We start from the raw sequence: 22929 nt of genomic DNA, 5'->3' as shown, positions 1-22929 counted from the left end.
GTAATGAATTGGCAAAGAGGGAAATGAAAGAGCCCCCTCCACTGTTGTGCGCCAACGGAGAGGAGCAGGCAACCTCCCCTCCGCCATGCCCCCACGCCCACCCTCCCGGCCCGCTGGACGGCCCCCAGGCCGGAGACACGGGCCGCCGGCCCCGGCTCCGGCCCCGGCCGCGACACCCGAGCGGAAGGACCGACGACGTGAGCCAGTACGTGTCCCGGCTCGCCGGCACCCTGGTACCGCCGTCCCGGCTCCGCCTGCCGGGCCGCCACCGCGGCACGCGCGGGCACCGCGTCCCACGGCGGGTCGCCATGCTGAGCGTGCACACCTCCCCGCTCCATCAGCCGGGCACGGGCGACGCCGGCGGCATGAACGTGTACATCGTCGAACTGGCGAAACGTCTCGCCGCGATCGACGTCGAGGTGGAGGTCTTCACCCGCGCCACGGCCGGCGGACTGCCGCCTTCCGTGGAGCTCGCGCCCGGCGTCCTCGTACGGCACGTCGACGCCGGCCCCTACGAGGGCCTCAACAAGGAGGACCTCCCGGCCCAGCTGTGCGCCTTCGCCCACGGCGTCATGCGTGCCTGGGCGGGCAACCGGCCCGGCCACTACGACCTGGTCCACTCCCACTACTGGCTCAGCGGCCACGTCGGCTGGCTGGCCGCCGAACGGTGGCGCACGCCCCTCGTGCACGCGATGCACACGATGGCCAAGGTCAAGAACGCCTCGCTCGCCGAGGGTGACACCCCCGAGCCCGCGGCCCGCGTGATCGGCGAGACGCAGATCGTCCGGGCCTCCGACCGGCTGATCGCCAACACGGCCGGCGAGGCCGACGAACTGGTCCACCACTACGACGCCGATCCGGAACGGGTCGCCGTCGTCCACCCGGGCGTCAACCTCGACCGGTTCCGCCCCGCCGACGGCCGGGCCGCGGCCCGGGCCCGCCTGGGCCTGCCCGCCGACGCGTTCGTACCGCTCTTCGCGGGCCGCATACAGCCCCTGAAGGCCCCCGACGTGCTGCTCCACGCGGTCGCCCGGCTCCTGGCGGCGGAGCCGTCGCTCCGCGCGCGGATGGTCGTCCCGGTCGTCGGCGGGCCCAGCGGCAGCGGCCTCAGCAAGCCCGAGGGTCTGCAGAAGCTGGCCGCCCGCCTCGGCATCGCCGACGTCGTCCGCTTCCACCCGCCGGTCGCCCAGGCCGGGCTCGCGGACTGGTTCCGCGCGGCGAGCGTCCTGGTCATGCCCTCGCACAGCGAGTCGTTCGGGCTCGTCGCCATCGAGGCGCAGGCGACCGGCACCCCGGTCGTGGCCGCCGCTGTGGGGGGCCTGCCGGTGGCCGTCCGGAACGGCGAGACGGGTTTCCTGGTGGAGGGCCACGACCCGGGCGACTACGCGCGCGTACTGGGCCGGTTCGCGGCCGACCCGGAGCTCACCGGCCGCCTCGGTGAGGCGGCCGCCCACCACGCGCGGTCCTTCGGCTGGGACCGGGCCGCGTCGGCCACCGCCGACGTGTACGCGGCTGCGATGCACGAGCACCGCCGTCGCGTACGCTCGCCCCATGGCTGACGCACGGCAGATCATCGAGTCCGCACTGCGCGACGCCGACCTGGCCTGGGAGTCACCGGAGCCCGGTTCGTACGTCGTCACGCTGCCCGGCACCAACAAGCTGTCCACCACGCTGTCCCTGCGCCTCGGCAACCACTCGCTGTCGCTGAACGCGTTCGTGATCCGCCACCCGGAGGAGAACGAGGCGGGCGTCCACCGCTGGCTGCTGGAGCGCAACCTCAAGCTGTACGGCGTCGGCTACGCCGTCGACGGCCACGGCGACATCTACCTCACCGGCAAGCTGCCGCTCTCCGCGGTCACGCCCGACGAGCTGGACCGGCTCATGGGCTCGGTCCTGGAGGCGGCGGACGGCTCGTTCAACACGCTGCTGGAGATGGGCTACGCGTCGGCGATCCGCAAGGAGTACGAGTGGCGGGTCTCGCGCGGCGAGTCCACCCGCAACCTCGACGCCTTCAGCCACCTCACCCAGCCGTCCGACTGACCCCAGGCCCCGCCCCTCGCCCGCGCCACCACCCGCAGGCCCCCGCCCGGCGCGCCCGAGCCACCACCCCCGCGCCCGCGTCCGCGCCGTCGGGCCCGCCCACGCGAACACGCCCCTGGGCGAACACCCCCGGGCGAACACCTCCGGGCGTACGCCCCCGGGCATACGCCCGGGGGCGTACGGCACCCCCGTGTCCGTACGCCCCCGGAACCCTCACCGGCCGACCGCGCGCGCTCACACGGCGCCGGTACGCTCCACCACCGTCTTCTGCGCCGGAACGCGCACCACCGCGGCCGCGTCAGCCGCCCGCCCGCCGTCCCCCGGCGCCCCGTCCCCCGGCCTACCGGCCCCGCCAGGCGCGGCAGCCCCGGAAGCCCCGGCGGCCTCGACAGCCCCCACGGTCCCAGCCGCTCCCACGGTCCCAGTCGCCCCCACGGTCCCAACCGCGTCCGCGGTCCCAGCCGCCCCCGCGGACCCGACCGCGTCCCCAGGCCCAGCCACCCCGGTACCCCCCGCCACCACGCCGTGCTCCGGATCGTCCGAGCCCAGCGCCCGCCGCAGCAGCGTCCCGTAGCCGACGGCGGCGATCAGTGCGACGACCGCGCAGCCGATCCACAGCGCGGCCGGACCCGGGCCGGTCGCGATCCAGCCGGCCAGGACCGGCGCCACGAACCCGCCCACGCCCCACGCCATGCCCATCACGCCCTGGTACCGGCCCCGGGCGTGCACCGGGGCGAGGCGGGCCGTCGCGGCGGCGTTGACCGGGATGTACACCATCTCGCCGATCGTCCACACGACCACCGTCGCCGCGAAGGCCACCGCCGACCCCGCCAACGCCGTCGCGCCGGTACCGGCGGCGAACAGCAGCGAGGAGACGACGAGCAGCGCGACCGGCGAGCGTTTGTCGGTGACGCGGTTGACGAGCAGCTGGAACCCGACGATCACCACGCCGTTCACCGCGATGACCACGCCGTACGCGCTCGGCTCCAGCCCCTGCGCGGTCATCGTCAGCGGCAGGCCGACCCAGGGGGTGCTGAAGACGGTGCACACCAGCAGGCTCAGCAGCACCAGAGTCCGGAACGGACCGTCCCGCAGCACGTCGAGTGTGGTCAGGCGCGGCTCGGCCGTGCGCTTGCCGTCCTCGCCCACCGGGGCCTCGGGGCGGGTCTCAGGCAGCCGCATGAAGACGATCAGCGCGCACAGCACCACCGCGACCGCCTCCGCGACGAACAGCGCCCGGTAGCCGAAGACCAGCGCCGCGCCGCCGCCGGTCGCGGCGATGGCGAAGCCGAGGTTCAGCGCCCAGTAGTTCAGCGCGTAGGCACGGCGCCTGTCGTGCTCGGGCACCTGGTCGGCGATGGTCGCGCCGATCGCGGGCCGTACCGACTGCATCGCGACGCCCATGGCCAGCACCACCGCGGCCACCGCCCACGCACTGGTCACCACGGCGAGGGCCGCGGCGCACGCGGCGGCCGCCAGGTGGCCCGTCACCATCGTCGGCCGCCGCCCCCACCGGTCGCTCAGCATGCCGCCGAGCGGGGCGCCGACGATGCCGCCGAGGCCGTGCAGCGCGACGACGAGCCCCGCGTACCAGCCGGAGAAGCCCAGTTCCTGGGTGAGGAAGAGCGAGAGGAACGTCAGGACGAACGCGCCCGTCCGGTTCACCAGCGTCGACAGCCACAGCCACCAGAACCCGGGTGGGAGCCCCGAGACGGTGGCGCGTGCTGAACGTATGAGCGGGACGATGGACACGCGAGCTCCCCCGTAAGTGGCTGTCTGCTTTCTCGGAACTTACGAGTCCACGCGCCCCCGCGGCCACTCAATTGACGCGGACCGTCAAGCGTCGGAGCGTCCACTAATCTCGTACGCATGGCCGACGCACCGTACAAGCTGATCCTCCTCCGCCACGGCGAGAGCGAGTGGAACGCGAAGAACCTGTTCACCGGCTGGGTGGACGTCAACCTCACCGAGAAGGGCGAGAAGGAGGCGGTCCGCGGCGGTGAGCTGCTGAAGGACGCCGGACTGCTCCCCGACGTGCTGCACACCTCCCTGCAGAAGCGCGCGATCCGCACCGCGCAGCTCGCCTTGGAGGCGGCCGACCGCCACTGGATCCCGGTCCACCGCTCCTGGCGGCTGAACGAGCGCCACTACGGCGCCCTCCAGGGCAAGGACAAGGCGCAGACGCTCGCCGAGTTCGGCGAGGAGCAGTTCATGCTGTGGCGCCGCTCGTACGACACCCCGCCGCCGGTCCTCGCCGACGACAGCGAGTTCTCGCAGGCCCGCGACGCGCGCTACGCCACCATCCCGAGCGAGCTGCGCCCGCGCACGGAGTGCCTGAAGGACGTCGTCGAGCGCATGCTGCCGTACTGGTACGACGGCATCGTCCCGGACCTCCTGGCCGGCCGCACGGTCCTGGTCGCCGCCCACGGCAACAGCCTGCGCGCCCTGGTCAAGCACCTGGACGGCATCTCGGACGCCGACATCGCTGGCCTCAACATCCCGACGGGCATCCCGCTGGCGTACGAACTGGACGCCGACTTCAACCCGGTCACCCCGGGCGGCACGTACCTCGACCCGGCCGCCGCCGCAGCCGCGATCGAGGCCGTGAAGAACCAGGGCAAGAAGAAGTAACCGCCCGCGAACGAGGCCCCCGCCCGCGCTTCGGCCGCCGGTGGGGGCCTTTTCGCCGCGGCGGACCGCGCACGGGGCGGGCGTACGGCGGGCGCGGGCAGGGGGCGGCCGGTCCCGGCCTACCGCTCCATCGCTTCGTCCAGCCACTCGTCGATGCCGTTGAAGTTCAGCCGGGCGTTGCTGCCGACGATGGCCGCCGGGCCCACGTACTTGGTGGGGCCGTAGCAGCCTCGGGTGGCGCCGGCCCCGAGCGGCGAGGGGGCGCAGTCCACGTGGCCGCCGAAGTTCGTGGTGACCTCTCCCTCGATGTTGATGGTGACGCTCGCCTTGTTCTGCACGACCAGGACGGCCTGCGCGTAGTTCGAGGCGTTGACGACGTTGCAGCTCTTGAAGAAGACGTTCCTCGAGCCCTTGTGGTGGTAGTAGTCCGAGCAGTGCCAGGTGGAGTCGGTGTCCACGGGCTTCCACTTCACCTCGTCGGCGACGGCCGGCGAGGCGGTGAAGGCGAGCAGGCCGGCGACCGCGCCCATGAGCGTGACCTTCGTGAACCGCATGTTGTGGTGTCCCCTCTGTCGTCCCACCGCGCCCCCGGGGGCCCCGAGGGCGCGGAACCGTCCGTGACCGGACGTGCCGTGAACGGCCCACGCCGGTTGACGGGGCAGTCGTCACCCTGCGGCGCCGGGCCGTCATTCACCCTCCTCTACGCTGGCCGACCGAACAACGCCGATCTCCGCACGGCACTCATAAGCGGTGATGATCAATCAGGGGGTGTCATGGAACTGCGGGACATCGAGATCTTCCTGACCCTCGCCGAGGAACTGCACTTCGGTCGCACGGCGGAACGGCTCCACCTGTCCCAGGCGCGCGTCAGCCAGTCCATCCGGCAGCAGGAACGCCGGCTGGGCGGTGCCCTGTTCGACCGCAGCACGCGGACCGTCGCGCTGACGCGGTTGGGGCAGTGCCTGCGCGACGACCTGGAACCGGGCTTCGGACTGATACGGGCGGCCGTGGACCGCGCCTCCGCGGCGGCGCGCGGCTGCTGCGGGACGGTACGGCTGGGGGCGATGGGCGCCCTGCCGTCCGAACTGGCCGGGCTCGTGGAGGCGTACGGCACCCGGTACCCCGAGTGCGGCGTCGAGTTCGTGGAGTTCCACTTCAGCAAGCCGTTCGTGAAGCTCCGCACCGGTGAGGTGGACGTGCAGCTGATGTGGCTGCCCGTGCCGGAGAGCCGCTTGCACCGCGGCCCGGTGGTGCTGACGGAGGGCCGGGTCCTGGCCGTCGCCGAGGACTCGCCCCTGGCGGCGCGGAGTTCCGTGTCGCTGGAGGACCTGGCCGACCGGACGGTCCTCGACCCGGGTGAGGACGTACCCGCGGACTGGTTCCGGGCCATGTGCCCCGACCGCACCCCCGGGGGACGGCCGGTCCACCGCGGGCCGCGGGCGCGGACCTTCCACGAGGTGCTCGCCCTGGTCGCGGCGGGGCGCATCGTCTGCCCCCTCAACGGCCACGTCCCGCGCTACTACAGCTACCCCGGGGTGGCGCTCGTGCCCATCGACGACGCGCCCCTCACCGAGTGGGCGCTGGTACTGCCGGACTCCGCCGCGGCACCCCACGTCGAAGCGTTCGTCGACACGGCCCGCGCGCTCGGCCCCCGCCGGATCGACGGCGCCGCCCCGGGAAGCCGCCCGTGAGCGCCGCCGCCCCGGGAAGCCGCCCGTGAGCGCCGCCGCCCCGGGAAGCCGCCCGTGAGCGCCGCCGTCCCTGGACGCCGCCCCTGAGCGCCGCCCCGAACGCCACCGCTGACGACCGCGCGCCGGGCCCGCTGACGTGAGCCCCGCCCTCCGTACGACCGCGCCGGCGGGGGCGTACCCGCGCCCGGGCCGTACGAGCCGGGGGCCCGGTCCGGTGCCGGGTGGCAGCATGGCGGTGTGGGTGTGGTGGCGAGGGCTCCGCAACTGCCGGCGGGCGGGGTCGGCGCGGGTGGCGACGGCGTCTGGTACCTCGCCTACGGGTCCAACGCCGACCCGGGGCGGCTGCGCTGCTACCTGCGGGGCGGGCGGCCCGAGGGCGGGCGGCGGGTGTACCCCGGGTGCCGGGACCGGGCGGAGCCGCGGGCCGCCGCGGCCGTGGAGGTGCCCGGGACGGTGTACTTCGCCACCGAGTCGCCCGTGTGGAGTGGCGGTCGGGCGTTCCTCGACCCGGTCGCGCCGGGCGGGCCGGTGCTGGCGCGGGCGTACCTGATCACCCGCGGGCAGTTCTCGGACCTGGCGGCCCAGGAGATGTACCGCGTGCCGGGGGAGTGCCCGGATCTCGACCTGGCGGGCGTGCTCCGCGACGGGCGGGCCGTGCTGGGCGACGGGCGGTACGAGACGCTCGTGTGCGCCGGCCTGCTGGAGGGGCGTCCGCTGCTGACGTTCACGGCCCCCTGGGCGACGGGCGCCGTCCCGCCGAACCCGCCGTCCGCCGCGTACCTGCGGTGCGTGGCGCGCGGCCTGCTCGACGGGGACGCCTGGGACCCCCGGACGGTCGCCGGGTACCTCGCGGCCCGGCCCGGCGCGGAGGGGCACTGGACGGCCGGGCAGATCCTGGACCTCGTCGGGCGCGGGAAGGGCGGGCCGGGAGGAGCGGAGAGCGGGGACGGGGGCGAGGACGGGGGCGGGCGCGGGGGCGGGTGACGCGGTGGTCAGTGAGGCGGGCGCACGCGCAAGGGCCCCGCGCCGGGGTCTTCCCGGTGCGGGGCCCGTGGTGCGGGTGCGGTGCCGGGCTAGCCGCAGCTGCCACTGCACGAGCAGGGTCCGCCCGACTGGCAGCCGCAGCTGCAGCCGGAGCCGCAACCGCAGGCGCCGAGCATGGGCAGGCTCACCACCTCGTCCGGCGCGTCCTGCTGGGGCTGGGTCGTGGGGGAATCGGCCATGGGGTTCCTCCTCAACGGCGGGCGTGTGTTCGCCTCGTCACCCATTGGAAGCCCCGCGGCGAGGGCGCATCAACGGCGCACGGAGGCGCCGGGCCGAGCCCGCGCCCCCACCGCACCACCTGGCGCCCCCGTACGCCACCCACGCCGACGGGGCGGGCCACCCACGCCCACGGGGCCGGACCATCCAGGCGGACGGGAGCGGGGCCGCCCACGCCGACGGGGGCGGGGCCGCCCACGCGGTCGGGGGCGGGAGCACCAGGCCCTCGCCCCCGACGGCACGCCGTGGCGCCCCGGCGCCCCGTCGCTCAGGCGCCCTCGACCGGCGGCTCGGCCGGGTGCTGGAGCTCGTCGGCGTGCTCGCCCGTCACCAGGTACACCACGCGCTTCGCCACGGACACCGCGTGGTCGGCGAACCGCTCGTAGTACCGGCCCAGCAGCGTCACGTCGACGGCCGTCTCGATGCCGTGCTTCCACCGGTCGTCCATCAGGTGCTGGAAGAGCGTGCGGTGCAGCAGGTCCATCTCGTCGTCGTCCTGCTCCAGCTGGAGCGCCAGGTCGACGTCCTTCGTGATGATCACCTCCGCCGCCTTGGCCATGAGGCGCTGCGCGAGCTGGCCCATCTCCAGGATCGTCGCGTGCAGGTCGCCCGGGACCGCGCGGGCCGGGAAGCGCAGCCGCGCGAGCTTCGCCACGTGCTGCGCCAGGTCGCCGGAGCGCTCCAGGTCGGCGCTCATCCGCAGCGACGTCACGACGATCCGCAGGTCCGTCGCCACGGGCTGCTGCCGGGCGAGCAGTGCTATCGCGCGGGCCTCCAGGTCGTGCTGCAGGTCGTCGACCTTCTGGTCGCCGGCGATGACCGCCTCGGCCAGCTTCAGGTCGGCGTCGAGCATGGCCGTCGTGGCACGCCCGATCGCCGACCCGACCAGCCGGGCCATCTCGACCAGCCCCTCGCCGATCGAGTCCAGTTCCTCGTGGTACGCGTCCCGCATGGATGTCCCTCTCTCACTACGCTCGGGGTCCGGGTGGGGCTCGGACCCCACGCTCCCACGCTCGGGTGGCCAGAAGTCGAGGGCCTCCACCACAAGTGAACCGGCACCGTCCCCTCGGTGAACTCTGAGCGACGACTGTTCGAGCAGCCACCCGGACGGCTGGGAGAGGGCCCGTGACCATGCCTAACCTGGATGCATGGACGTGAACGCGGCGGTCGCCGCAGCGGCAGCGATCGCCGGGTTGCTCACCGGTGTCATCGCCATGCTCGCGTTCCGGTGGAGCGAGCGCGACCAGGCGAGGCCCAGCCGGTCCTCCCTGCACACCGACGCCGTGCTGCCGCCCGGGGTCGACACGGTCCTGTCCGTGCTGCGGTCCTCCGCCGTGGTCCTCGACGAGAGCGACTCCGTGGTGAAGGCCAGCTCGGCGGCGTACGCGCTCGGACTCGTCCGGGGCGGCAAGCTGGCGGTCGAGGCCATGTTGCAGATGGCGCGCGACACCCGCCGGGACGGCGAGATACGCCAGGTGGAACTGGACCTCCCCCGGCGCGGCACCGGCCGCGGCGAGGCCCTCGCGGTCTCGGCGCGCGTCGCGCCGCTCGGCTCGCGGCTGGTGCTCCTGCTCGTCGAGGACCTGACGGAGGCCCGCCGCATAGAGGCGGTGCGGCGCGACTTCGTCGCCAACGTCAGCCACGAGCTGAAGACGCCCGTCGGTGCCCTGTCGCTCCTCTCGGAGGCCGTCATGGACGCCGCCGACGACCCGGAGGCGGTGACCCGCTTCGCCGGCCGCATGCAGATCGAGGCGACCCGCCTCACCAACCTCGTGCAGGAGCTCATCGACCTGTCCCGGGTGCAGAACGACCACCCGCTGGACGACGCCGAATCGGTACGGGTCGACGAGCTGGTCGCCGAGGCCGTGGACCGCTCCCGGCACACCGCCACCACCAAGAACATCACCATGGCCGCCGGCGGCACCACCGACCTGCGCGTCTGGGGCCACCGCGGCCAGCTCGCCGCCGCCCTGGGCAACCTCGTCGAGAACGCCGTCAACTACTCCCCCGCCCACACCCGCGTCGGCATAGCCGCCCGCCGGGTCACCGCACCCGGCGGCGACCTCATCGAGATAGCCGTCACCGACCAGGGCATCGGCATCCCCGACAAGGACAAGGAGCGCATCTTCGAGCGCTTCTACCGCGTCGACCCCGCCCGCTCCCGCGCCACCGGCGGTACCGGTCTCGGCCTGGCCATCGTCAAGCACGTGGCCGCGTCGCACGGCGGCGAGGTCACCGTATGGTCGACCGAGGGACAGGGCTCCACCTTCACGCTCCGCCTCCCCGAGGCGGCCGCGCGCCGTGACCGCGTCAGCGACGGCGACCGCCGTACCCCCACCACCAGCGATCCGCTCACCGCCCCGGAGGTCCATCCGTGACCCGAGTTCTTGTCGTCGAGGACGAGGAGTCCTTCAGCGACGTCCTGTCCTACATGCTCCGCAAGGAAGGATTCGAGGTCGCGGTCGCGACCACCGGGCCGGAGGGGCTGGAGGAGTTCGAGCGCAACGGCGCGGACCTCGTCCTGCTCGACCTGATGCTGCCCGGGCTGCCGGGCACCGAGGTCTGCCGCCAGCTGCGCGGCCGCTCCAACGTGCCGGTCATCATGGTCACCGCGAAGGACAGCGAGATCGACAAGGTCGTCGGCCTGGAGATAGGGGCCGACGACTACGTCACCAAGCCGTTCTCCTCCCGCGAGCTCGTCGCCCGCATCCGGGCGGTGCTGCGTCGCCGCGGCGAGCCGGAGGAGACCACGCCGGCGGCCCTGGAGGCCGGCCCGGTGCGGATGGACGTCGACCGCCACGTCGTCACGGTGGACGGCGCCAAGGTCGACCTGCCGCTGAAGGAGTTCGACCTGCTGGAGATGCTGCTGCGCAACGCGGGCCGCGTCCTCACCCGCATGCAGCTCATCGACCGGGTGTGGGGCGCGGACTACGTGGGGGACACCAAGACCCTCGACGTCCACGTGAAGCGGCTGCGCGCCAAGATCGAGCCGGACCCGGGCGCACCGCGCTACCTGGTGACGGTCCGCGGCCTGGGCTACAAGTTCGAGCCGTAGGCCGCCGCGTGACGGGCCGCGCGCCCGGGCGGACACGCGCGAAGGGCGCCCCACCGGTGAGACCGGCGGGGCGCCCTTCGCGTCACTCCTGCGAGCCGTACGGGGCCGTGCGCGCGGCCGGTGCGGAGCCGTGCGCGGGGTCGTAACGGGCCGCCGGGCGGTACCGGGCCCCCTACGGCCGTACGCGCCGGCGCCGCGCCGGGAGGCGGCGGCGCCGGGCGGGCGGCGTCAGTGGCCGTCGCCGCCCTCGGCGTGCGACGCGCCGGCCGCCGGGGCGGACGGGGTCACGTTGCCGGACGGCGTCGCCGACGGCGAGACGGACGCGGCACCCGACGGCGAACCGGACGGGCTGCCCGAGGGGGAGCCGGAGGGCGAGCCGGACGGGGCCGGGGCGCCGGAGGGGCCGAACCCGGCGTAGTAGCCGGTGGCCGGGACGACGATGGCTTTCAGCTTCACCTCGCCGCTCTCGCTGAACTGGAAGACGACGTCCTGGACGTCGCCGTCCTTCGCCTCGCCCGCGCCCTTCGGGAGCTCCGCGGTGGCGTTGCCGGCGCCGCCGAGGACGAGGGAGGCGCCCGCGGGGATGGTGAGCGGGCCGGAGCCCTTGGAGGGCTTCAGCTCGGCCTGCACCGAGCCCACCTTGACGGACTCCAGCGTCTCCGCCTTCGGGCCGTCGTTGAAGACCGTCGCGGAGACGACCGCGGGGCCCTCGGCGTTGGCCTTCGGCTGGGTGATCACCAGGGTGTTCTGGACCTTGAGCTTGCCGACGGTGGCGCCGGCGGTGTCCGGCTTGATGCCGAGGGTCTGCGCGTCGTTGCCCGCACCGCAAGCGGTGAGCGAGGCGATCGAGATCACGAGGGCGGTGGCGGCGATGGCGCCGCGTCGAAGGCTGCGGCTCACGGCGGCGGCAACTCCTAGACGTACGGACGGAGGACGGGCACGGTCGGTGGAACGGTGCGACCGTCCCTGCGCCGGTCCGGCGGGACCGGACCTGAGGGGCAGTCGGCGGGCTCAGGTTACCGACCCCGCGTCGACGTCCCACACCCGACCCGCCCCTGCGGGCCCATCCACCTGCGGCCCGCCCCGGCCCGCGGCGGCCGGGCCGCCGCGCCGGGCCGCGCCGCGCCCGGCCCGCCGGTCTTCTCGCGCGGCGTTCACATAACCGTCGTGATCAATTCCCCGGCCCTCACGCATTCCCCCCGGAAAAGCCACCGTGATCAATTCGGGAATCTCCCGGGCACGCCCCCGTGCGAGTGACCGACAACCGAACGGAGTACGGGAAGTGGACACCGCCGAACCCGACAAACCGGGACGTTTCACCCATCCGACCCCCCTCCCGGAGGGTGTGGCGAAGTCGTTTCCGACCGTGTCCACAGCCGCTCCGACCTGCGAATACCACCCCCGCGAAGCCCTCCGCAGCACGTTCGCGTCGCTGTTGTCAAGCCCCGAGATATGCCCTGACCTGCGAAAACGCCATTCAGAAGAAGCCGTTCTCGTGTTACCCTGGATAGCCACGGAAGGGGTACCTGTCACATGACGTTCAAGGTTGGCGACACCGTGGTCTATCCCCATCACGGGGCCGCGCTGATCGAGGCCATCGAAACTCGTCAGATCAAAGGCGTGGACAAGACCTACTTGGTGCTCAAGGTCGCCCAGGGTGACTTGACGGTACGCGTACCGGCGGACAACGCGGAGTTCGTCGGCGTGCGCGACGTGGTCGGCCAGGACGGGCTGGACCGGGTCTTCGAGGTGCTGCGCGCACCGTACGCCGAAGAGCCGACCAACTGGTCCCGTCGCTACAAGGCAAATCTCGAGAAGCTCGCGTCGGGCGACGTCATCAAGGTCGCCGAAGTGGTGCGCGACCTGTGGCGCCGTGAGCGCGAGCGGGGTCTCTCGGCCGGAGAGAAGCGGATGCTCGCGAAGGCGCGCCAGATCCTGGTCAGCGAGCTCGCGCTCGCGGAGAACACCAACGAGGACAAGGCCGAGGCGCTGCTCGACGAGGTCCTCGCGTCCTGACGTCGAGCCCTCGGACCGGACGGAGTCCCGGAGCGGGAGACCGCCACGGGCCCTGAGCGCCGAGTGCCACGAGCGGATCGCCGCGCACGCGGTTCGCCACCTGTGCGGTACGCCTCACATGTGAACGCCGAACGCAGTGATCACTGCCGCGGTGCCCGATGACATGCTGTGAGTCCACAGTAGCGTCGCCGGGCGCTGCGGCATGTCCGCACGCGGACCGGGCCCGGGCTGACGACGGGCCGGGGCGACCCGCTCTCGACCGGCGTCACGGAAGGGTCCGGTCGGGGCGTCTCGCCCGCGCTGTGGCCATACCCATGTCGGCCGAGTGAACAAACCTGCCGGAGTGCAACCGATGTCAGACGCAGCACCTCCCTCCCCCCAGGCCGCCGGCGCGGGCGGCACCGCGGCGGTCATCCCCGCCGCCGGCCGAGGCGTACGGCTGGGCCCCGGGGCCCCCAAGGCGCTCCGCACGCTGGGCGGCATCCCCATGCTGGTCCACGCGGTGCGCGCCATGTCCGCCTCGCGCGCCGTCTCCCTGGTCGTCGTCGTGGCGCCCCCGGACGACGTCGCGGGCGTGCGGACCCTCCTCGACGAGTACCCGGCGCCCGAGCGGACCGAGGTGGTCGTCGTCGCCGGCGGTGCCACCCGCCAGGAGTCCGTGCGGCTGGGTCTGGAGGCGCTGCCCGGGACGGTCACCACCGTCCTGGTCCACGACGCCGCCCGGCCGCTCGTCCCGGTCGACACCGTCGACGCGGTCATCGAGGCCGTCCGCGACGGGGGAGCGCCCGCCGTCGTCCCCGCCGTACCGCTCGCCGACACCGTCAAGGAGGTCGAGCCGCGTGGGGGCGGCGCGCCCGAGCCGGTGCTCGGCACGCCCGCGCGGTCCCGGCTCCGTGCGGTGCAGACGCCGCAGGGCTTCCACCGCGGGACGCTGCTGCGCGCGCACGCCGAGGTGACCGGTGAGGTCACCGACGACGCCGGCATGGTGGAGCGGCTCGGCGTCCCGGTCGTGGCCGTGCCCGGCCACGAGGAGGCGTTCAAGGTCACCCGGCCCCTCGACCTGGTCCTGGCCGAGGCGGTCCTCGCCCGCAGGAGGGTCAACGATGGCTTCTGAGCACCCCGCCGGGCCCCCTGCCCGGCACGCGGTCCCGCCCGTGCTGCCGCTCGTCGGTGTCGGCACCGACGTGCACGCCTTCGAGCGCGGTCGCGAGCTGTGGTGCGCGGGCCTGCTGTGGGAGGGTGAGGAGTTCGGCCTGGCCGGCCACTCCGACGGCGACGTCGCCGCGCACGCCGCGTGCGACGCCCTGTTCTCCGCCGCCGGGCTCGGCGACCTCGGCGCCCACTTCGGCACCGACCGCCCCGAGTGGTCCGGCGCGTCCGGCGTGACCCTCCTCGCGGAGGCCGCCCGCATCGTCCGCGCGGAGGGGTACGGCATCGGCAACGTCGCCGTGCAGGTGATCGGCGTCCGGCCCAAGATCGGCAAGCGGCGGGAGGAGGCCCGCGCGGCGCTGAGCGCGGCCGTGGGCGCGCCGGTCTCGGTCTCCGGCACGACGACGGACGGCCTCGGCCTGACCGGCCGCGCGGAGGGACTGGCCGCGATCGCCACGGCCCTCGTCTACCGCGCCCCCTGACGCCCGGCCGCCAGGTGCCTCCCCGGCGGAGGCGCCCCCGGGCCGCCGCGCGGCCCCCGGCCGCCGCGGGGGCGCGGTGGCCGCGGCGGGGCCGGGCGGACCGGCGCGGGGCAGTGGCGGGCGGCCACTACTCTGGACCCGTGACTATTCGGCTGTACGACACCAGCGCCCGGCAGATCCGCGACTTCACCCCGCTCGCGCCGGGCTGCGTCTCGATCTACCTCTGTGGCGCCACCGTGCAGGCTGCTCCCCACATCGGGCACATCAGGTCCGGGCTGAACTTCGACATCATGCGCCGCTGGTTCGCCTACCGGGGCTACGACGTGACGTTCGTCCGCAACGTCACCGACATCGACGACAAGATCATCGCCAAGGCGGCCGACCAGGGCCGCCCGTGGTGGGCGATCGGATACGAGAACGAGCGCGCGTTCAACGACGGGTACCGGGCCCTCGGCTGCCTCCCGCCGACCTACGAGCCCCGCGCCACCGGCCATGTCACCGAGATGGTCGAGATGATGCGCGGCCTCGTCGAGCGGGGCCACGCCTACGAGGCGCACGGCAACGTCTACTTCGACGTGCGGTCGTTCCCCGGGTACCTGGAGCTGTCCCGGCAGGACCTGGACGAGCTGCGCCAGCCCTCCGGCGAGGGCGAGACCGGCAAGCGCGACCCGCGGGACTTCGCCATGTGGAAGGCCGCCAAGCCCGGCGAGCCCAGCTGGGAGACCCCCTGGGGGCGCGGTCGCCCCGGCTGGCACCTGGAGTGCTCGGCGATGGCCCACAAGTACCTGGGCACGGCGTTCGACATCCACGGCGGCGGGCTCGACCTGGTCTTCCCGCACCACGAGAACGAGATCGCGCAGGCCAAGGCGTACGGCGACGAGTTCGCGCGCTACTGGGTGCACAACGCCTGGGTCACCATGAGCGGCGAGAAGATGTCCAAGTCGCTGGGCAACTCGGTGCTCGTCAGCGAGATGGTCAAGCAGTGGCGCCCCGTCGTCCTGCGCTACTACCTCGGCACCCCGCACTACCGCTCGATGATCGAGTACAGCGAGGAGGCCCTGCGCGAGGCGGACTCCGCGTACGCCCGCATCGAGGGCTTCGTGCAGCGCGTCGTGGAGAAGGCCGGCCGGGTCGTCGAGCCGGCCGCCGAGGTCCCGCCGGCCTTCGCCGAGGCGATGGACGACGACCTGGGCGTGCCGCAGGCGCTGGCGATCGTCCACACCACCGTGCGGCAGGGCAACAGCGCGCTCGCCGCCGACGACAAGGACGCCGCCGTCGCCCGGCTCGCCGAGGTCCGCGCCATGCTGGGCGTCCTCGGTCTGGACCCGCTCGACCCGCAGTGGGCCGGCGAGTCCGACGGGGGCCAGGACCTGCACGGCGTCGTCGACGGCCTCGTGCGCGTCGTCCTGGACCAGCGGGAGGCCGCCCGCGCCCGCAAGGACTGGGCGACGGCCGACGCGCTGCGCGACCTGCTCGCCCAGTCGGGACTGGTCGTCGAGGACGGTCCGGACGGCCCGCGCTGGACGCTCGGCGCCCGCTGACGCACTCTGGACGTGCCGCCCGGCCCGGCCGGGCGGCACACTGACGTAGTACGACTTGTGAAGTTTGACGGAGACAGGTAGGTCATGGCCGGGAACAGCCAGCGCAGGAACCGCCGCACCAGCAACAAGAAGGGCGCGACGGTCGGCAGCGGTGGCCAGCGGCGCCGGGGCCTGGAGGGCAAGGGCCCCACGCCGCCCGCGTCCGCCCGCAAGGGGCACGTGAAGAACCGCGTCGCCAACGCCAAGGCCCGCCAGTCCCAGCGCCGCCCGGTCGCCCGGCGCGGCGGCAAGGGCCAGTCGGAGATGGTCGTCGGCCGCAACCCCGTCTTCGAGGCGCTGCGCGACGGCGTGCCGGCGACGACGCTGTACGTCCAGCAGTTCATCGACAACGACGAGCGGGTGCGCGACGCGCTGAAGCTCGCGGCCGACCGCGGCGGGATCAACCTCATGGAGGCCCCGCGCGCCGAGCTGGACCGGATGACCAACGGCCTGAACCACCAGGGCCTCGTCCTCCAGGTCCCGCCGTACGAGTACGCCCACCCCGAGGACCTGGCCGCGGCCGCCTTCGACGAGGGCGAGGACCCGCTGATCGTCGCCCTCGACGGCGTCACCGACCCGCGCAACCTCGGCGCGATCGTCCGCTCCGTGTCGGCGTTCGGCGGCCACGGCGTCGTCGTGCCGGAGCGGCGCGCCGCGGGCATGACGGCCGGCGCGTGGAAGACCTCCGCCGGCACCGCCGCCCGCACCCCGGTCGCCCGCGCCACCAACCTGACGCGTGCCCTGGAGGCGTACCAGAAGGCCGGGCTCACCGTCGTCGGCCTCGCCGCCGAGGGCGAGACCGAGGTCGGCGACCTGGCGGCGCTGGAGGGCCCGGTCGTCATCGTCGTCGGCAGCGAGGGCAAGGGCCTGTCCCGGCTCGTCGGCGAGACCTGCGACGTCCTGGTGCGCATCGCCATGCCGGGTGGCGCCGAGTCGCTGAACGCCGGCGTCGCCGCGGGTGTCGTGCTGTACGAGGCGGCGCGCCGCCGCGCCTGAGCCGTCCGGGTCAGGCGCGCCGTCGCGCCCGACCCGTCCGCATCTCTCGTCACCACCGTCCCGGGACCCGTCATGATCTTGACGGGTCTCGGACATTCAGGGGCCGTCAAGGCAGTGTCCTAACGGCGCATCACTCGGTTAGATGAGTGTGGACACCAGAACGCCCCGGCCCGGGTTCGATGATCAGCCTGCGCTGAGCATGGTCAAGGTGAACAGCGACCCCGCGCAGGTCATCGTGAACCACGCCAGTTTCCGGGTACAGCTCGCCCCGGTGCAGTCGCACCGGTTCGCCGACACCGCCCGCCTGCCCGCGATGAGCGGGGTGGTGCCGGGAGGGCGGCGACGCGCCCCCGTCGTGTGGAGCGGCAAGTCCTCGCCCGGTGACCCCGGCGCGACCGGGCTCCTCCAGGCGATGCGCGACTCCGCCTCCGTCGACACGCTCGAACGCGGCCCGGACGACGCCCTCCTCGACGGCGGCGCGACCCGGCTCATCCCGCGCGTCGACCTCTCCGACGACACGATGCCGACCCCCGTCGTCGGCGGCCCGCGCGGCCCCGAGGCCCCGCTGCTGCCGCCGATGCGGCGCGCCGAGGGGGCGTACGACGCCTACCCCGACGCGCACCGGGACGACGCGCGCCCGCACGACGGCTACGGCGACGCGTACGACGAGGACGCCTACGACGACGAAGACGGCTCCGCCGCCCACCAGCGCCACGCGTACTACCCCGACCGCCGGATGAACCTCGGAGTCGTGCTGCTGCCGCTGCGCGTCTTCCTCGGCCTCATCTCGGTCTACGCCGGCATGGGCAAGCTCTGCGACCCCGTCTACTTCGACGGTGGGGAGCGCGGCTCCATGGTGAAGTGGCTGACGTCGCTGCACCCGTGGCCGATGGCCGAGCCGCTGCGCGACTTCGCCCTGGCCCACCCGGTGGGCGCCGGTCTGACCATCGCGTTCGCCCAGGTCATCGTGGGCGTCCTGACGATCCTCGGACTGTGGCAGCGGGTGGCCGCGGTGTTCGGCGGGCTGCTGTCGGCGGCGCTGCTGCTCACCGTGAGCTGGCGTGCCGTGCCGGTGTACGACGCGCCGGACATCATCTACCTGGCCGCCTGGTCGCCGCTGATCATCGCCGGTGCCCCGGTGTACTCGCTCGACGCCCGGCTCGCCGGCGAGGCGTGGCGGACGCTCGGCCCGCGCTCCGCGCTGTGGGAGCTGCGCCGGCGCGTCCTGCGCCGCGGCACGGTCGTCGCGGCGGTCGTCATCGGCCTGACCCTGCTGATCGGCTCGGTGCTGGGCGGGGCGGTGCGCTCCTCGGACCTGATCACCGTGCCCGGCCCGAACGACGACCCGACGAACCACCTGCCCGGCCAGCCCCTCCCCGAGGAGCCGCGCGCCGAGGCCAGCCCCGAGGCGTCCCGGGAGCCGGAGCCGACGGCCTCGGCGTCCCCGTCCGCGTCCGAGGTGCCGTCCGAGGCGCCCACGGCCGGGCAGGAGGCCACGAGGGAGCCCGTCCGCGAGGAGGGCCGCGTCGAGGAGGAGCGCCCCACGGCCTCCCAGGGCGCGGGCGAGGGTCCGGAGCAGTCCCAGCCCGAACCGCCCCCCACCTCCAGCGCCGGGCCGACCTCCAGCGGCGGTTCCGGCGGCGGCTCGGACGAGGACTCCGGTTCGGGCGGCTCCGAGGAGGGTTCCTCCGGTGGCTCGTCCGGCGGCTCGGGCGGCTCCGGCGGCAACCGCAACCCGCTCGGCGGCCTGCTGGGCTGACCGGCCCGCAGCGCCGCACCGAGGGCGGCCACCCCCACGGGGTGGCCGCCCTCGGCGGTGCCGGGCGCCGCCGTTTCCCGGAAACGGCAACGTCTGTTGCCGCCCTCGGGAGGGCCGGGGTGCAATGGCCGGCATGGGGCAGCAGACACCGGACATGGAAAAGGCGCTGGCCGCCGTCGGCCCGCGGCTCAGGGACCTGCGGCGGCGGCGCGGCGTCACGCTCGCGGCGCTCTCCGAGACGACCGGCATCTCCCGCAGCACCCTCTCGCGCCTGGAGACGGGCCTCAGGCGCCCCACCCTGGAGCTGCTGCTGCCGCTCTCGCAGGCCCACCAGGTGCCGCTGGACGAGCTGGTCGGCGCGCCGGAGGTCGGCGACCCGCGGGTGCGGCTCAGACCGCGCACCGTGCACGGCTCGACCGTGGTGCCGCTGACCCGGCTGCCGGGGCCGCTCCAGACGTACAAGATGGTCCTCCCGCCGTCCCGCGCCACCCCCGACCCCCGCACGCACGAGGGGCACGAGTGGCTGTACGTCCTCGCGGGGCGGCTGCGGCTGGTGCTGGGCGATCAGGACCTGGTGCTGGGGGCGGGGGAGGCGGCCGAGTTCGACACACGGGTGCCGCACTGGTTCGGCAGCACGGGCGACGGGCCGGTGGAGCTCCTGAGCCTCTTCGGCCGCCAGGGCGAGCGGGTCCACGTACGCGCCCGCACCCGCCGGTAGCGCCGCGCGCCCGGCCGGCGGGCGGGCCGGTGCTCCGGCGGCCGGGTGCACCGGGGCGGGGTGCTCCGGTGGTCTACGGGAGGGCGCTCTGCGCGGCCAGTTCGCGGGCGGCCTCGGTGAGGTCCTTGGCGGTGTCGATGGCCCGCCAGTACGCCCCCTGGGGCAGCGGGAAGCCGGCGAGGCGCCGTTCCCGGGCGAGCCCGGGGAAGGTGGTCCGCTCGTGGTCGCCGCGCTCGGGCAGCAGCTGGCGGAAGGACGCGGAGAAGACGTACACCCCGGCGTTGATCAGGTACGGCGAGGGGGGCGCCTCGATGAAGTCGGTGATGTGGCCGAACGCGTCCGTCTCGACGGCGCCCCACGGGATGCGGGGGCGGGCGAGGGCCAGGGTGGCCGTGGCGTCCCGCTCGGTGTGGAAGCCGGCCATCTCGCGCAGCGAGAAGCGGGTCCAGACGTCGCCGTTGGTGGCGTACCAGGGCTCGTCGGCGTGCGGCAGGCTCGCCGCGGCGTGGCGGAGGCCGCCGCCGCGCCCCAGGGGCTCGTCCTCGACGACGGTGGTGACGTGCAGCGGCAGGTCCGCGTCGGCCAGCCACTGCTGGAGGACGTCCGCGAGGTGGCCGCAGGAGACGACGGCGTGGGTCACGCCCTCGGCGGCGAGCCAGGACAGCTGATGGCCGATGATCGGGGTCCCGGTGCCCGGGATCTCGACCATCGGCTTGGGGCGGTCGTCGGTGTAGGGGCGCAGTCGCGAGCCCTGGCCGCCCGCCAGGACCACGGCCTGCGTGGGGGTGGTGTGCATACCGGGCACGATAGGCGTACCGCGGTGGCCACGGGGGGCGCTCCGCGGTTCAGCTCGCGCCCGCCACTCCACCCGCGAACGACGTGTCGCAGACGGGCCGGGAGTAGGACTGGGCCTCGGTCGGGCCGTAGACGCGGACGGCGGCGGCGCCGAGCTCACGGGCGATCGACATGCAGTGCGGGGAGAGGGACGGGCTCTGCTCCACGGCGCGCTGGAGGTGCGTCAGCGCGACGCCCGGGTCCTTCTGCTCCAGCTCCGTGAGGAGCTTCTCGCGCAGGAGGTCCTCGGGGGAGCGCGGCTTGGCCGGCACGGAGACGTCCGCGGCGGAGGCGGTGAGGAGCTGGGTGTCGGAGTGCGGGCCCGCCCAGGGGACGCTGGTGACCGCGAGGGTTCCGGAGAGCACCAGAACGACGGGCAGGACGAGGGCGAGGGAGCGGCCGATGCGGCGTGCTGTCTGGTTCACGGAGGCGAGCGTAGCGCTCGGTGAAGTTTCGGAGACCGTTAGTCACTCTCACGAGGGAGCGTTTTCTGCAACTTTTCGAATCCCGTGTTGACGGGCGGTATCCGAAACGACCGCTGTGCCGGGGTATCGCCGGGGTGTCCGGCGCCGCCCGGGTGACGTGCGCGCCCGGCACGCGCGGACGGCTCCGCGCGGGTACGCGGAGCCGTCCGTGTGTCGTGCCTGGTCGTGCGGGGGTGGGCGTCCGTGGCGGGCGCCCGGGCGTCAGTCGCTGAGGCGCTCGCCCGTGGAGGTGGCGAAGACGTGCATCTCGCCCGGGCGCGGGACGACGTGCAGCTCCGAGCCCTTCTCCGGGATGGAGCGGCCGCCGACGCGGACGACGAGGTCCTTCAGCTCGTCGCCGACGCGGGCGGAGCCGTAGACGTACCCGTCGGCGCCGAGCTCCTCGACGACGTTGACGGAGACGGCCAGGCCGGCCGGGGCGGAGGCGTCCTTGGACAGGGACCGCGCGGCGTCGGCGCCGCCGTGCTCGACCACCTCGAAGTGCTCGGGGCGGATGCCGACGGTGACGGTCGTGTCGCCGCGGTCGGCGGCGGCGGACAGCGCTTCGCGCGACACCGGGACGACGCTGTTGCCGAACATCACGCCGCCGTCGGCGATCGGGACCTCGACGAGGTTCATGGCGGGCGAGCCGATGAAGCCGGCGACGAAGAGGTTCGCCGGGCGGTCGTACATGTTGCGCGGGGTGTCGACCTGCTGGAGGAGGCCGTCCTTGAGGACCGCGACGCGGTCGCCCATGGTCAGGGCCTCGACCTGGTCGTGCGTGACGTACACGGTGGTGATGCCCAGGCGGCGCTGGAGGGACGCGATCTGGGTGCGCGTCGAGACGCGGAGCTTGGCGTCGAGGTTCGACAGCGGCTCGTCCATGAGGAAGACCTGCGGCTCGCGGACGATGGCGCGGCCCATGGCGACGCGCTGGCGCTGGCCGCCGGAGAGCGCCTTCGGCTTGCGGTCGAGGTACTCGGTGAGGTCGAGGATCTTCGCCGCCTCCTCGACCTTCTTGCGGATCTCCGCCTTGTTGACGCCGGCGATCTTGAGCGCGAAGCCCATGTTGTCGGCGACGGTCATGTGCGGGTACAGCGCGTAGTTCTGGAACACCATGGCGATGTCCCGGTCCTTCGGCGGCAGGTGCGTGACGTCGCGGTCGCCGATGCGGATGGCGCCGCCGTTGACGTCCTCCAACCCGGCGAGCATGCGCAGGGAGGTGGACTTGCCGCAGCCGGAGGGGCCGACGAGGACGAGGAACTCGCCGTCGGCGATCTCGATCTCCAGCTGGTCCACGGCGGGCTTGGTGCCGCCCGGGTAGAGGCGGGTCGCCTTGTCGAACGTGACAGAAGCCATGGTGATGGGTCCCTTCACCGGCAGGAACGTGCCGGACGATCCGAGTAAAGGAGGACGGGGCGGGTCCACCGGGTGGACCCCCGGTGACGCTACCTGCCGGGCCCGGCCCTGTCAGCAGTCCGAGGGCGGTGAGATTTTCGACTCCGCGGCACGGCGTCCGGTTACACTGGCCCGGCTGCCGCCTTAGCTCAGTTGGCCAGAGCGCTTGACTTGTAATCTTGAGGTCGTCGGTTCGATTCCGACAGGCGGCTCCACCGGAGGACTCCCGGCCCGTGCAGGGCCGGGAGTCCTCTGCGTAGGGGCCGGGAGTCCGCCGTGCGGGGCGGTGCGGCGGCCGGTGTCTGCCGGTCGGAACGGGGTGGACGTCCGGGGCGGGGGCCGGGCAGGCTGCGTGGATGATCCGTACCGCCACGCCCGACGACGTGCCCCTCGTCCACGCCATGATCCGCGACCTCGCCGAGTACGAGAAGGCGCTGGAGGAGGTGCGGGCCACCGAGCGGGACCTCCACGAGGCCCTGTTCGGGGAGCACCCGGCCGCCTTCGCGCACATCGCCGAGGACGAGCGCGGCGAGGCCGTCGGCTTCGCGCTGTGGTTCCTCAACTTCTCGACCTGGCGCGGAGTGCACGGCATCTACCTGGAGGACCTGTACGTACGTCCCGAGGCGCGCGGCGGCGGGCACGGGAAGGCGCTGCTGCGGGAGCTGGCGCGGATCTGCGTGGAGCGCGGGTACGAGCGCCTGGAGTGGTCCGTCCTGAACTGGAACGCCCCGTCGATCGCCTTCTACGAGTCCCTGGGCGCCCGCCCGCAGGACGAGTGGACGGTGTACCGGCTGACCGACGGCGCGCTGGCCGCGCTGGGGGCGGCCGAGTAGCCCGGCTTCGGACGGGGGCGCTC

Annotated in this window: 23 protein-coding genes and 1 tRNA gene; 16 read left to right on the top strand and 8 right to left on the bottom strand. The window is 73.9% G+C overall.

Features of this window, described 5'->3' with window-relative positions; translation table 11 throughout:
* Nucleotides 1-197: 197 nt before the first annotated feature.
* Both mshA and LPA54_RS05660 read left to right on the top strand, forming a co-directional pair.
* The gene (gene mshA, locus LPA54_RS05665) at nt 198-1559 is read left to right on the top strand and encodes a D-inositol-3-phosphate glycosyltransferase (RefSeq protein WP_228974374.1); all 1362 of its coding nucleotides are present in this window, start codon (nt 198-200) and stop codon (nt 1557-1559) included.
* Nucleotides 1552-2040: a YbjN domain-containing protein gene (locus tag LPA54_RS05660; protein ID WP_228974372.1), complete on the top strand. Its 489-nt coding sequence runs from the start codon at nt 1552-1554 to the stop codon at nt 2038-2040. The genes mshA and LPA54_RS05660 overlap by 8 nt, the downstream gene beginning before the upstream one ends.
* A 234-nt stretch (nt 2041-2274) precedes the next feature.
* Here LPA54_RS05660 and LPA54_RS05655 read toward each other — a convergent pair whose 3' ends face one another.
* A complete protein-coding gene (locus LPA54_RS05655; protein WP_228974370.1) occupies nt 2275-3792 on the bottom strand; it encodes an MFS transporter in 1518 nt (505 codons plus the stop codon).
* A 117-nt stretch (nt 3793-3909) separates the two neighbouring features.
* On the opposite strand from LPA54_RS05655, the gene LPA54_RS05650 reads away from it, so the two are divergent.
* Nucleotides 3910-4671, top strand: coding sequence for a phosphoglyceromutase (locus tag LPA54_RS05650; protein ID WP_228974368.1), 762 nt, complete (start codon nt 3910-3912; stop codon nt 4669-4671).
* 119 nt (nt 4672-4790) lie between these two features.
* Here LPA54_RS05650 and LPA54_RS05645 read toward each other — a convergent pair whose 3' ends face one another.
* The gene (locus tag LPA54_RS05645) at nt 4791-5225 is read right to left on the bottom strand and encodes a hypothetical protein (RefSeq protein WP_228974364.1); all 435 of its coding nucleotides are present in this window, start codon (nt 5223-5225) and stop codon (nt 4791-4793) included.
* A 219-nt stretch (nt 5226-5444) separates the two neighbouring features.
* On the opposite strand from LPA54_RS05645, the gene LPA54_RS05640 reads away from it, so the two are divergent.
* Together LPA54_RS05640 and LPA54_RS05635 are read left to right on the top strand one after the other, a co-directional pair.
* Entirely contained in the window at nt 5445-6362 is a 918-nt protein-coding gene (locus LPA54_RS05640; RefSeq protein ID WP_228974362.1) for a LysR family transcriptional regulator, read from the top strand.
* A gap of 243 nt (nt 6363-6605) precedes the next feature.
* Entirely contained in the window at nt 6606-7346 is a 741-nt protein-coding gene (locus LPA54_RS05635; RefSeq protein ID WP_228974402.1) for a histone deacetylase, read from the top strand.
* Nucleotides 7347-7435: 89 nt separating this feature from the next.
* Here the strand turns inward: LPA54_RS05635 and LPA54_RS05630 are convergent, their stop codons facing one another.
* Both LPA54_RS05630 and phoU read right to left on the bottom strand, forming a co-directional pair.
* Nucleotides 7436-7585, bottom strand: a complete 150-nt coding sequence (locus LPA54_RS05630; RefSeq protein ID WP_198549488.1) for a hypothetical protein — start codon at nt 7583-7585, stop codon at nt 7436-7438.
* 305 nt (nt 7586-7890) lie between these two features.
* Nucleotides 7891-8574, bottom strand: a complete 684-nt coding sequence (gene phoU / locus LPA54_RS05625) for a phosphate signaling complex protein PhoU (protein WP_228974361.1) — start codon at nt 8572-8574, stop codon at nt 7891-7893.
* 196 nt (nt 8575-8770) lie between these two features.
* Here phoU and LPA54_RS05620 point away from each other — a divergent pair, with 196 nt between their 5' ends.
* Both LPA54_RS05620 and LPA54_RS05615 read left to right on the top strand, forming a co-directional pair.
* Entirely contained in the window at nt 8771-10000 is a 1230-nt protein-coding gene (locus LPA54_RS05620) for a cell wall metabolism sensor histidine kinase WalK (RefSeq protein WP_228974359.1), read from the top strand.
* Entirely contained in the window at nt 9997-10677 is a 681-nt protein-coding gene (locus tag LPA54_RS05615; RefSeq protein ID WP_228974358.1) for a response regulator transcription factor, read from the top strand. The genes LPA54_RS05620 and LPA54_RS05615 overlap by 4 nt, the downstream gene beginning before the upstream one ends.
* 228 nt (nt 10678-10905) lie before the next feature.
* On the opposite strand, the gene LPA54_RS05610 is transcribed toward LPA54_RS05615, so the two are convergent.
* Nucleotides 10906-11577: a DUF461 domain-containing protein gene (locus tag LPA54_RS05610; protein WP_228974355.1), complete on the bottom strand. Its 672-nt coding sequence runs from the start codon at nt 11575-11577 to the stop codon at nt 10906-10908.
* Between the two features lie 633 nt (nt 11578-12210).
* Between LPA54_RS05610 and LPA54_RS05605 the strand changes: the two genes are divergently transcribed.
* From LPA54_RS05605 to LPA54_RS05575, 7 genes are all read left to right on the top strand, one after another.
* Complete coding sequence (locus tag LPA54_RS05605; protein ID WP_003953493.1) at nt 12211-12693, top strand: CarD family transcriptional regulator; 483 nt, start codon at nt 12211-12213, stop codon at nt 12691-12693.
* A 352-nt stretch (nt 12694-13045) separates the two neighbouring features.
* A complete protein-coding gene (gene ispD / locus LPA54_RS05600) occupies nt 13046-13807 on the top strand; it encodes a 2-C-methyl-D-erythritol 4-phosphate cytidylyltransferase (protein WP_228974354.1) in 762 nt (253 codons plus the stop codon).
* Nucleotides 13797-14324 (top strand): 2-C-methyl-D-erythritol 2,4-cyclodiphosphate synthase, encoded by a 528-nt coding sequence (ispF, locus tag LPA54_RS05595; protein WP_228974351.1) that lies wholly within the window; start codon nt 13797-13799, stop codon nt 14322-14324. Before ispD ends, ispF begins: the two co-directional genes overlap by 11 nt.
* A 140-nt stretch (nt 14325-14464) precedes the next feature.
* Nucleotides 14465-15865, top strand: coding sequence for a cysteine--tRNA ligase (cysS, locus tag LPA54_RS05590; protein WP_228974349.1), 1401 nt, complete (start codon nt 14465-14467; stop codon nt 15863-15865).
* 84 nt (nt 15866-15949) lie between these two features.
* Complete coding sequence (rlmB, locus tag LPA54_RS05585; RefSeq protein ID WP_228974347.1) at nt 15950-16900, top strand: 23S rRNA (guanosine(2251)-2'-O)-methyltransferase RlmB; 951 nt, start codon at nt 15950-15952, stop codon at nt 16898-16900.
* 142 nt (nt 16901-17042) lie between these two features.
* The gene (locus tag LPA54_RS05580) at nt 17043-18659 is read left to right on the top strand and encodes a DoxX family protein (RefSeq protein ID WP_228974344.1); all 1617 of its coding nucleotides are present in this window, start codon (nt 17043-17045) and stop codon (nt 18657-18659) included.
* Between the two features lie 124 nt (nt 18660-18783).
* Entirely contained in the window at nt 18784-19377 is a 594-nt protein-coding gene (locus LPA54_RS05575) for a helix-turn-helix domain-containing protein (protein ID WP_228974343.1), read from the top strand.
* A gap of 73 nt (nt 19378-19450) precedes the next feature.
* On the opposite strand, the gene LPA54_RS05570 is transcribed toward LPA54_RS05575, so the two are convergent.
* The 3 genes from LPA54_RS05570 to LPA54_RS05560 all read right to left on the bottom strand — a co-directional run bounded on the left by LPA54_RS05570 (nt 19451) and on the right by LPA54_RS05560 (nt 22034).
* The gene (locus LPA54_RS05570; RefSeq protein ID WP_228974341.1) at nt 19451-20173 is read right to left on the bottom strand and encodes a nucleotidyltransferase family protein; all 723 of its coding nucleotides are present in this window, start codon (nt 20171-20173) and stop codon (nt 19451-19453) included.
* Nucleotides 20174-20222: 49 nt separating this feature from the next.
* Nucleotides 20223-20636, bottom strand: a complete 414-nt coding sequence (locus LPA54_RS05565) for a hypothetical protein (RefSeq protein WP_228974339.1) — start codon at nt 20634-20636, stop codon at nt 20223-20225.
* A gap of 261 nt (nt 20637-20897) precedes the next feature.
* A complete protein-coding gene (locus LPA54_RS05560) occupies nt 20898-22034 on the bottom strand; it encodes an ABC transporter ATP-binding protein (RefSeq protein ID WP_228974338.1) in 1137 nt (378 codons plus the stop codon).
* Nucleotides 22035-22211: 177 nt separating this feature from the next.
* Here LPA54_RS05560 and LPA54_RS05555 point away from each other — a divergent pair.
* Nucleotides 22212-22288, top strand: a tRNA-Thr gene (locus LPA54_RS05555).
* 141 nt (nt 22289-22429) lie between these two features.
* Nucleotides 22430-22906, top strand: a complete 477-nt coding sequence (locus tag LPA54_RS05550) for a GNAT family N-acetyltransferase (RefSeq protein ID WP_058944156.1) — start codon at nt 22430-22432, stop codon at nt 22904-22906.
* Nucleotides 22907-22929: the final 23 nt, after the last annotated feature.

It is taken from the genome of Streptomyces sp. DH12 (genome assembly GCF_020873895.1).
In the GTDB taxonomy this organism is placed as follows: Bacteria; Actinomycetota; Actinomycetes; order Streptomycetales; family Streptomycetaceae; genus Streptomyces.
The sequence above is the reverse complement of the archived record's forward strand: the minus strand, read 5'-3'. Positions and strand labels throughout refer to the sequence as shown.